A 9,372-nucleotide genomic window follows, 5' to 3' on the forward strand; every position below is an offset into this window, starting at 1 on the left:
GGCAGTCGGGGCGGCCTTTGCCGCTGCCGCTGCGGTCTTGGCTGGCGCTGCTTTCGCCGCCGGCTTGGCGGTGGCCTTGGGGGCCGCTGCCTTCGCGGTGGCCTTGGCGGGCGCTGCCTTGGCGGCGGCCTTCGTGGCCGGCTTTGCGGCGGTTGCTGACGGCTTTGCTGCCGCTGCTGCCGCTGGCCCGGCGCCGTCCGCGGTCGCCGGCTTCGTGGCGGGCGCCGCCGCGGCCGGTGGCTCGGCCACGGTCGAGCGGCCCTGGGTCGAGTACGGCGCCCAGACCGTCGCCGGGTCGGCGGTCGCCGGGGACCGAAGGGTCTGGCCACCCCTGATGCTCAGGCCCTTGAGGGTGAGGTCTCCGCCAGCGCCGACGTTGAGGATACGGAAGTAGTCGGCCGTGGCCTCGCGACCGATGGTGGTGTGCTCACCCTTGAGGGTGATGTGCTCGGTGATCACCGGCAGGCCGTTGCCGTCCTGGTTGCGAGTCAGGGTGTAGGTGCAGCCCTTGGCCAGCTCCAGCACGCCGCCGTCTTCGTTGTTGGCGAACGTGATCGCCTGGATCAGCTTGTCGGAATCGCACGGGACCTGCTTGGTGCGGTCCTTCTCGTCGTGCTTGCCGTCCTTGCCGTCCTTGCCGTCCTTGCCGTCCTTGCCGTCCTTGCCGTCCTTGCCGTCCTTGCCGTCCTTGCCGTCCTTGCCGGACCGGTCGTCGAAGCCGCTCCAGTCGTCGCCGCTCCAGTCGTCGTCCTGACCGCCGTCGTCCTGACCGCCGCCCTTGGCCGCGCCGCCGTCGTCGCTGACGTTCTGCCGGTTGGTCGACGGCTGCGCGTCGGACACCTGGTCGGACTTTGGCTTGTCGTTCCGAGCGGCGATGCCGCCGAGGGCCGCCAGGCCGACCACGCCGGTCAGCCCGGCTACGCCAGCGACCCAGAGCGCCCGCCTTCGCCGTGTTGGCGGAGCCGTCGAGGCCCCGCCGTCGGTACTCGTTACGTCGTTGGACATCAGAGCCTTCCGCCCTTTCCTGCTACCAGACGGGATCGCACCGCCCGAGGCGCCACGACCAGCTACAAATGGGTTGTAGCCTCTGATCCTCACCGTATGAGAACCATCTTCGCGATGCGGACTTATCCGAGACAACCACGCATTTGGCGCAGGTCGGGTGAGGGCGGCCAACCGGTCCGGGCCGGCAGAAAGGACCCGAGCAGCACGAACACCGAACGTTGCTGGGCCTGCGGGGGTGATCCACTCGGCTTTCTTGAAAACGCGGTGTCCGAGCGGCCGGGATAGCGCGACTTCAAGGAAGCCGAGTGGATCACCTGCCCGCGGCCTCGGGTTGGTCAGCGCTGTTGGATCGGGCGCGGCGTGGGCCGGAGGGCGTTGGGTCGGGCGGAAAGCGCTGCTGGGCGTGGGCGATGAGGGCTGAGCCGGACGCTTCAACGTTGCGGCGAGGTCAACCGCAGCGAGGTCAACCTGGGGCGAGCCCACCCGCAGCGAGGTCACCCGCGGCGAGGTCAGCCTGCGGCGAGGTCACCCGCGGCGAGGTCAACCTGCGGCGATGTCAGCCTGCGGCGAGGTCACCCTGCGGCGAGGTCACTCGCGGCGAGGTCAGCCTGCGGCGAGGTCACCCGCGGCGAGGTCAACCTGCGGCGAGGTCACTCGCGGCGAGGTCAACCTGCGGCGAGGTCAACCTGCGGCGAGGTCAACCTGCGGCGAGGTCATTCTGTGGTGGGGTCCCGCTGTCGCGGATGCCGCCGTCGCGGCGTGCGGATACGCACCCTGGACACCTCGCACGCCCAACGGCGTGCGGATACCGCACCTTGAACGCCGCCGGGGGGTGATCCACTCGGCTTTCTTGAAGACGCGGTGTCCGAGCGGCCGGGATAGCGCGACTTCAAGGAAGCCGAGTGGATCACGACCGAGCCCCTGGCCCGCCAGCCCTCAAAAGGGCCAGGCGGGCCAGGGGCGGGCGGGCCAGGGGCGGGGCTTGATCCGGCAGCCCCGGCAGGCAGCCGGCTCAGCTGGGCAGGCGGGGGCCGGCTTCGCGCTGCTCGGCCAGCCAGGTCTCCACCTCGTCGGAGGTGCGGGGCAGCCCGGCCGACAGGTTGACCGCGCCGGTGGCGGTGACCAGCACGTCGTCCTCAATGCGAATGCCTACACCGCGCAGCTCGGCGGGGACCAGCTCGTCCTCCGGCTGGAAGTACAGACCGGGCTCGACGGTGAGCACGTAGCCCTCGCCCAGCGCGCCGTCGCGGTAGGTCTCCTTGCGGGCGTTGGAGCAGTCGTGCACGTCGATGCCGAGCATGTGGCCGAAGCCGTGCAGCGTCCACCGCCGGTAGACGGTCGACTTCTCGTCCATCGCCTCGTCCACGCTCACCGGCAGCAGACCCAGCTCGGACAGGCCCTCGGCGAGCACCCGCATGCAGGTCAGGTGGACGTCCTTGAACTTCACCCCGGGGCGGATGGCCTCGATGCCGGCCTGCTGCGAGGCGTACACGATGTCGTAGACCTGGCGCTGTAGCGCGGTGAACCGGCCGCTCACCGGCAGGACCCGGGTGACGTCGGCGGTGTAGAGGTTGCGGCCCTCGACACCCATGTCCATCAGCAGCAGGTCACCCGGTCGGGTGGCGCCGTGGTTGTGCACCCAGTGCAGGATCGTGGCGTGCTCGCCGGCGCCGACGATCGAGCTGTACCCGACGTCGTTGCCGTCGTGGCGGGCCCGCAGCGCGAAGACGCCCTCCAGCAGCCGCTCGGAGACCGCCCGGTCGGCCGGCAGGATCCGGGCGACGTCCTCGAAGCCGCGTACGGTGGCGTCGATCGCCTCCTGGAGTTGGCCGATCTCCCACTCGTCCTTGACGAGCTTCATCTCCGAGATGGCGATGGCCAGCTCACGGTCCCGGGCCGGTTGGCCCTCGGTGCGGGGCCCGTCGTAGGGGCGGACGGCCGCGTCCACCTGGGCGTCGAAACCGCGCAACACCCGGGTACGTCCCGGAGCCAGGTCGGCGAGCGTCGCCTCCAGGCCGGTCAGGTCGGCGGTGGGCAGGCCCAGCTCGGTCGACTTCTCGCCGAGGGTGTGCCGCCGGCCCACCCACAGCTCGCCGTTGCGGCTGCGGAAGAACTCGTCGGTCTCGCGGGAGGACCGGGGCCGCATGTACAGCGTCGCGTCGTGCCCCGAGCCGTTCGGGCGCAGCACCAGCACGCTGTCGGCGTCGTGGTCGCCGGTCAGGTAGGCGAAGTCGCTGCCCGGCCGGAACGGGTAGTCGGTGTCGTTGGCCCGGACCTTTTCGGTGCCGGTGGGGATCACCAGCGTCTCGCCGGGGAAGGCCGCCGAGAGGGCCGCCCGCCGCTTGGCGTAGTTGGGCGTCTCCGGGCGGGGCGTCACGGGGAGCGCGGTGTCGCTCCAACCCTGCCGCATGAAGGACAGGAACGCCTCCGGGAAGTCCGGATCGTGCGATTCCGTACCGTCCGTCGGCGTACCGTCGGTCTGTCCCTCGGTCATTGCGCCGCTCCCTCCGCTTCGTTGCTGGTCCCGACGGTACCGCGCGTCCGGTTGGCGGTAACGCCCCCTGGGAGTCGGGTGGATCGACGGACGGCTGCAAGGGCCGACAGCGCGCGTGGAAAGATGGCCACCATGTGCGGACTTCTGGCCTTCTTCAGCGCGAACGGCAACGCCGCCGCCCATCGCGACCACATCGCCGGAGCGTTGGAATGCCTGCACCACCGCGGCCCCGACGAGACCGGGGTCGAGGTGGTCGGCGACGCCTCCGGCCGGTACGCGGACGGCGTGTTCGCCCACAAGCGGCTGGCCATCATCGACGTCGCGTCGAGCCACGAGCCACTGCCCTACGCGAACGGCCGTTACCTGCTGACCTTCAACGGCGAGATCTACAACTACATCGAGCTGCGCGAGGAGTTGATCAGAAACTTCGGTGCCCAGTTCGCCACCGCCGGTGACGGCGAGGTGATCGTCGCGGGCTACCACTTCTGGGGTGAGCAGGTGCTCACCCGACTTCGGGGCATGTTCGCCTTCGTCATCTGGGACCGGCAGGAGCGCCGGGCGTTCGGTGCCCGCGACTACTTCGGCATCAAGCCGATGCACTACCTGGAGACCGCCGACGGCCTCTACCTGGCCTCGGAGAAGAAGGCGCTGCTGCCGTTCGCCCACAGCAACTACCAGGGCGACGCGGGCGTCGACACGGCGAATCTGAGCCACTACCTGACCCTGCAGTACGTCCCCGAGCCCGGCACCCTGCACAAGGGCATCAGCCGGATCGGCTCCGGGGAGTACCTGAACTGGACCCCGGGCGGCCGGATCGACGTACGCCGGTGGTACCGGCCGGTGTTCCGGCCGGCGCCGGTCGACGACGAGCAGAAGCTCTACCACGAGATCCGCGAGACGCTGCGGGAGAGCGTGCGCATGCACATGCGCTCCGACGTGCCGGTCGGCTCGTTCCTGTCCAGTGGCATCGACTCGACCGCGGTGGTGGCGCTGGCGCGGGAGTTCAACCCGAACATCCTCACCTTCACCGTCGGCTACGACGTGCCGGGTTACTCGGAGATCGACGTCGCCCAGGATTCGGCCCGGCACCTGGACGTCACCACGATCCCCACCAAGATCGGTCCGCAGGACATGATCGACGCGTTGCCGAAGATCGTCTGGCACCTGGACGACCCGGTGGCCGACCCGGCGCTGGTGCCGCTCTACTTCGTGGCAAAGAAGGCCGCCGAGCACGTCACCGTGGTGCTCTCCGGTGAGGGCGCGGACGAGTTCTTCGGCGGTTACACGATCTACCGGGAGCCGCTGTCGCTGGGCACCGTCAACGGTCTGCCCGGTGGTGTGCAGAAGGGGCTGCGCGCGGTCTCCAAGGCGATCCCGCAGGGGGTCAAGGGCAAGAGCTTCCTGGAGCGTGGCACCACCCCGATCGAGGAGCGTTACTACGGCAACGCCCGGATGTTCACCGAGGAGGAGAAGCAGCACCTGATGCGCCGCTACGACCCCTCGGTGCGCTACACGGACGTCACCGCCCCGATCTACGCCGAGTGCACCGAGCTGGACGACGTCACCAAGATGCAGTACGTCGACCTCTACACCTGGCTGCGCGGCGACATCCTGGTCAAGGCCGACCGGATCTCGATGTCGCACTCGCTGGAGGTGCGGGTGCCGTTCCTCGACCGGGAGGTCTTCGACGTCGCGGCGAAGATTCCGGTCGATCTGAAGCTGCCGCCGCGCTCCGACGCCACCAAGTACGCGATGCGGCAGGCGTTGCAGGGTGTCGTGCCGCCGGCCATCGTCAACCGCAAGAAGCTCGGCTTCCCGACCCCCACCCGGGTCTGGCTGCGTGGCGAGATGTACGAGTGGGCCCGGCACGTGCTCAGCACCTCGGGTGCGGGTGACCTGCTCGACCTGTCGTACGCGCTGCGCCTGCTCGACGAGCACAAGCGGGAGGAGGCCGACCATTCCCGCAAGGTGTGGACGGTGCTGATCTTCTGCATCTGGCACGCGATCTTCGTGGCCAAGACCCTCGACCCGGGCATCCAGCGCAACCAGTCCGCCCTGCTCACGAAGCCGGTGGTCGGTTCCATGGTCCGCTGACCCGGCCCAACGTCTCCAACATTGATCAAGAGGTTTGCGTCACCCGAGTTGCTCCAGGTGACGCAAACCTCTTGATCATCTAGCCGGGGTTGGGCCTTAGCGGCCGGCGCAACTCACCGTGGGGGAGCTGTTGGTTCCTGTGGAGCTGGCCAGGAAGCCGAACGTCGCGGTCCCCGACGGCGCGATAGTGCCGTTGTAGGCCACGTTCGTCGCCGTGACGGACGAGCCGGACGACGTCTGTGTCGCGCCCCAGATCTGGCTGATCGCCTGCCCGTTGGGCCAGGTCCAGCTTGCGGTCCAGCCGGACAACGCCGAACTGCCGTTGTTCGTGATCGTGACATCGCCCTGGAAGCCACCCTGCCAGGAACCCGTCACCTTGTAGCTGGCCGTGCAGGCGCCACCGGCCGGCGGCGGGGTGGTGGTCGGCGGCGGGTCGGTCGGACCCGGCGTCGGCGTGGTCGGCGTGGGGGTCGGCGACGTCGTGCCACCCCGGATGCCGGTCACCTCGCCGTTGCCACCGTCGAAGACCACGTCGGAGCAGCCGAAGAAGTTCTCCTGTGAGTCCGAGCGGACCCAGCGGGAGTAGATGATGTGCTGGCCGCTCTTGCCCGAGGGCAGGTTGCCGCTGAAGTAGTAGTGCCCGTCGTTGCTGCCGACCGAGCCGCGCTGCGGCGGGTTGGTCACCGTCAGGAACGGCTCCTCCAGGTCACTCCAGGCCAGGGCCCGGGTCGGGCTCCAACTGTTCTTCGTCACGTAGAAGTAGAACGTGCCCGGGTGGTGCGCCCAGTTGCTGTACTTGAAGTCCAACCGTGCCCCGGCGGTCAGGTGGGTCAGCGGCCAGTCGGTGCGGGGCAGGTCGTAGCCGCGGAAACCCGTGGCCCCGCCGCTGCACAGTTGCCCGTCCGGGATGAAGCCGGTGGTCCGGCCGCCAGCGTCGGAGCGCAGCACGCTGAACCAGTTGTAGAGCGAGTTCGTCCCGCTCTGGGCCACGGCGGCGGAGCACGCGGGGTTGGTCGGCCTGATCTCACCGGTCGTACTGAGGCCGTCCTGCCAGCACAGGTAGGTGCGGCTGCCGGGCGTCATCGCCGCGCCGTGCGCGGCGGCCGGCTGTGGAGTGGATGCCAGGGCGACAGCGCCGAGCGCGAGGGTCATGGCCGCGGTGAGCAACGCGGCCATACGGGAACGGTTCACGGGTTCTCCTGACTCGCGAGGGGCGCTGGCTGAGCCGCCCCGCCGCAATCGGGTGGGATGTGGCGTGATCGCCCCGCTGTCGTGAGCGGTGCGACGATCACGGCGACGTGCCCCGGCGGAAAACAGCCAGTGGACGTGCGCCGTCGACGGTCCTGTCCTGGACCGGTGCCCTCGCGTCTAACCAACCCGGCAACCGGCGGTGCCGCAGCCCTCGCACCGCCCGGTACGCGTCATCCCACCACGCCGCGGCGGCCGAGCGCAATAGGTCTTCCTCGATGCATGAGAAGACCCGCCGGTCGCGGCTGGACGCCATATCCTGCGTACGGGGAGCGGGAACGGAGAGGCGGCAGCCGGTGCCGGACGTGTTCGACGAGGTGCACCGCCGGTGCCGCGACGGCGAGCCGACCGCGCTGGCCACCGTGGTGGCCACCTGGCACTCCGCCCCGCAGCCACCCGGTGCCGCCATGGTGGTCACCACCGACGGCACGGTCATCGGCAGCGTCTCCGGCGGCTGCGTCGAGGCCGATCTCTACGAACGGGCCCGCCGTGTGCTCGACACCGGCCAACCCGAGCTGTGCCGCTACGGGATCAGCGACGACGACGCGTACACCGTGGGCCTGACCTGCGGCGGCCTCCTCGACGTGTTCGTGGAGCGCGTCGACGCGAGCGCCCTGGCGGCGCTGGACGCGGTCGCCGCCGCCCGCCGCAGCGGCCACCCGGCGGCGATCGTCACCTGCGTGGCCGCCGACGTCAACGACGATCCACCCACCGACGCCGGCAGTTCTCCCAGCACCGGACCGACCGACCCGGCCCGGCGGCTCGGCCGGCGGCTGGTGCTGACCGGCCAGCGGTCCGTCGGCTCGCTCGGCGACGACCGGCTCGACGACGCCGCCAGCGCCGACGCCCTCGGGCTGCTCGCCGCCGGGCGCAGCGGCATGCTCCGGTACGGGTACCACGGGCAGCGCCGAGGCGGCGGCATCAGCCTCTTCGTGACCGCGTACGCCACCCCGCCCCGGATGATCGTCTTCGGGGCGATCGACTTCGCCGCCGCGGTGGCCCGGATCGGCGCGTTCCTCGGCTACCGGGTCACCGTCTGCGACGCCCGGCCGGTCTTCGCCACCGCGCGGCGCTTTCCCGAGGCGGACGAGGTCGTGGTGCAGTGGCCGCACCGCTACCTGCGTACCGAGTTGGCGGCTGATCGGCTCGACGAGCGGACGGTGCTGTGCGTGCTCACCCACGACCCCAGGTTCGACGTGCCGTTGCTGGAGCTGGCGCTGCGCCACCCGCTGGCGTACGTCGGCGCGATGGGCTCACGACGCACCCACGACGAGCGACACAAGCTGCTGAGCGAGGCGGGGCTCAGCCCGGTGCAGCTCGCCCGGCTCGCCTCACCGATCGGGTTGGACCTCGGTGGTCGTACCCCCGAGGAGACCGCCGTGAGTGTGGCCGCGCAGATCGTCGCGGCCCGGTGGGGCGGCACCGGTCGCCCCCTCGCGGTGCTCGACGGGCCGATCCACCAGCCGGGGTAGCGCGCCCGTCGGTGCGTGGCCTTCGGCGCCCATCGGGCCGTGCGCTGTGCCAGCCTGGTGCCACGGAGATCGGCTCGGCGATCGGCGGCCGGTGGCGACGACGAGAGGATCGGCATGGGATACGCGGTGGTGCTCGGTGAAGCGCTCGTCGACCTGCTCGACAGCGAACTCGACGGGGAACGGGTCTATCGGCAGGCCATCGGCGGCGGGCCACTGAACGTCGCCGTCGGGGTGGCCCGACTCGGCGGTGCGGCACAGTTCGTCGGCTCACTCGGTGACGACGCGCTGGGCGGCCGGATCCGGGCCTTCCTCACCGCTGCCGACGTCGGGGTGGCCGGTGCGATCACGGTCCCGGCGCCGACCACACTCGCGGTGGTCACGTACGCCGGGCCGGAGCCGGACTTCCGTTTCTACGGCGAGCCGGCCTCCTACGGGCTGCTCGGCCCCGACGATCTCGACCTGGCGCTGCTGGAGGGCGCCGACGTGCTCTACTGCGGCTCGATCGTGCTGCTCCGCCCCGACACGCTGGCCGCCGCCCGCCGGGCCTGGGGGCTCGCCACCGGCCTGCGGGTCTTCGACCCGAACGTACGTCCCCGGCTGCTGAACGGGCCGGCCGCGCTGGAAGGGCTGCGCGAGGTGGTGGCCGAGTTCGCCGCCGGCGCGCACCTGGTCAAGCTGAGCGCCGCCGACGCGGTGCTGCTCTATCCCGGTGAGCCGGTCGAGGGGGTGGCGGCGTACCTGCGTGAATTGGGGGCGGCCACTGTGGTGGTGACGCTCGGCGCGGCCGGCGCGGTGCTGGCCGCCGCCGACGCCGATCCGGTCCGGGTGCCGGTCCCCAAGGTCAACGCGATCGACGCCACCGGCGCGGGTGACTCCGTGATGGCCGCGCTGATCGCCGACCTGCTCGTCGACGGTGAGCCGGAGGACCCGTCGGGCTGGACCGACCGGGTCGCCTTCGCGCTGCGGGTTGCCGGCCTGGTCTGCGAATTCCCGGGCGGCGCGACCGCCATGCCCACCCGCGCCGCCGTCCAGAACCGCTTCAACACCTAACCCCCGCCC

General features: G+C 70.7%; 5 protein-coding genes and 1 pseudogene. 3 read left to right on the forward strand and 3 right to left on the reverse strand.

Annotated elements, in window-relative coordinates:
• Together DLJ58_RS33955 and DLJ58_RS33530 are read right to left on the reverse strand one after the other, a co-directional pair.
• Positions 1-1,005, reverse strand: a pseudogene (locus tag DLJ58_RS33955) (hypothetical protein); the annotation flags it as partial.
• A 1,012-nt stretch (positions 1,006-2,017) separates the two neighbouring features.
• Positions 2,018-3,499, reverse strand: coding sequence for an aminopeptidase P family protein (locus tag DLJ58_RS33530; RefSeq protein WP_124863121.1), 1,482 nt, complete (start codon positions 3,497-3,499; stop codon positions 2,018-2,020).
• Positions 3,500-3,631: 132 nt separating this feature from the next.
• On the opposite strand from DLJ58_RS33530, the gene asnB reads away from it, so the two are divergent.
• A complete protein-coding gene (gene asnB / locus DLJ58_RS33535; RefSeq protein ID WP_091405235.1) occupies positions 3,632-5,593 on the forward strand; it encodes an asparagine synthase (glutamine-hydrolyzing) in 1,962 nt (653 codons plus the stop codon).
• Between the two features lie 96 nt (positions 5,594-5,689).
• Here the strand turns inward: asnB and DLJ58_RS33540 are convergent, their stop codons facing one another.
• Positions 5,690-6,769 (reverse strand): lytic polysaccharide monooxygenase auxiliary activity family 9 protein, encoded by a 1,080-nt coding sequence (locus DLJ58_RS33540; RefSeq protein WP_124863130.1) that lies wholly within the window; start codon positions 6,767-6,769, stop codon positions 5,690-5,692.
• A gap of 368 nt (positions 6,770-7,137) precedes the next feature.
• Between DLJ58_RS33540 and DLJ58_RS33545 the strand changes: the two genes are divergently transcribed.
• Together DLJ58_RS33545 and DLJ58_RS33550 are read left to right on the forward strand one after the other, a co-directional pair.
• A complete protein-coding gene (locus DLJ58_RS33545) occupies positions 7,138-8,313 on the forward strand; it encodes an XdhC family protein (RefSeq protein ID WP_244219238.1) in 1,176 nt (391 codons plus the stop codon).
• 114 nt (positions 8,314-8,427) lie between these two features.
• Entirely contained in the window at positions 8,428-9,363 is a 936-nt protein-coding gene (locus DLJ58_RS33550; protein ID WP_124863127.1) for a PfkB family carbohydrate kinase, read from the forward strand.
• Positions 9,364-9,372: the final 9 nt, after the last annotated feature.

The sequence above is a fragment of the Micromonospora arida genome (assembly GCF_003857035.1).
GTDB lineage: Bacteria > Actinomycetota > Actinomycetes > Mycobacteriales > Micromonosporaceae > Micromonospora > Micromonospora arida.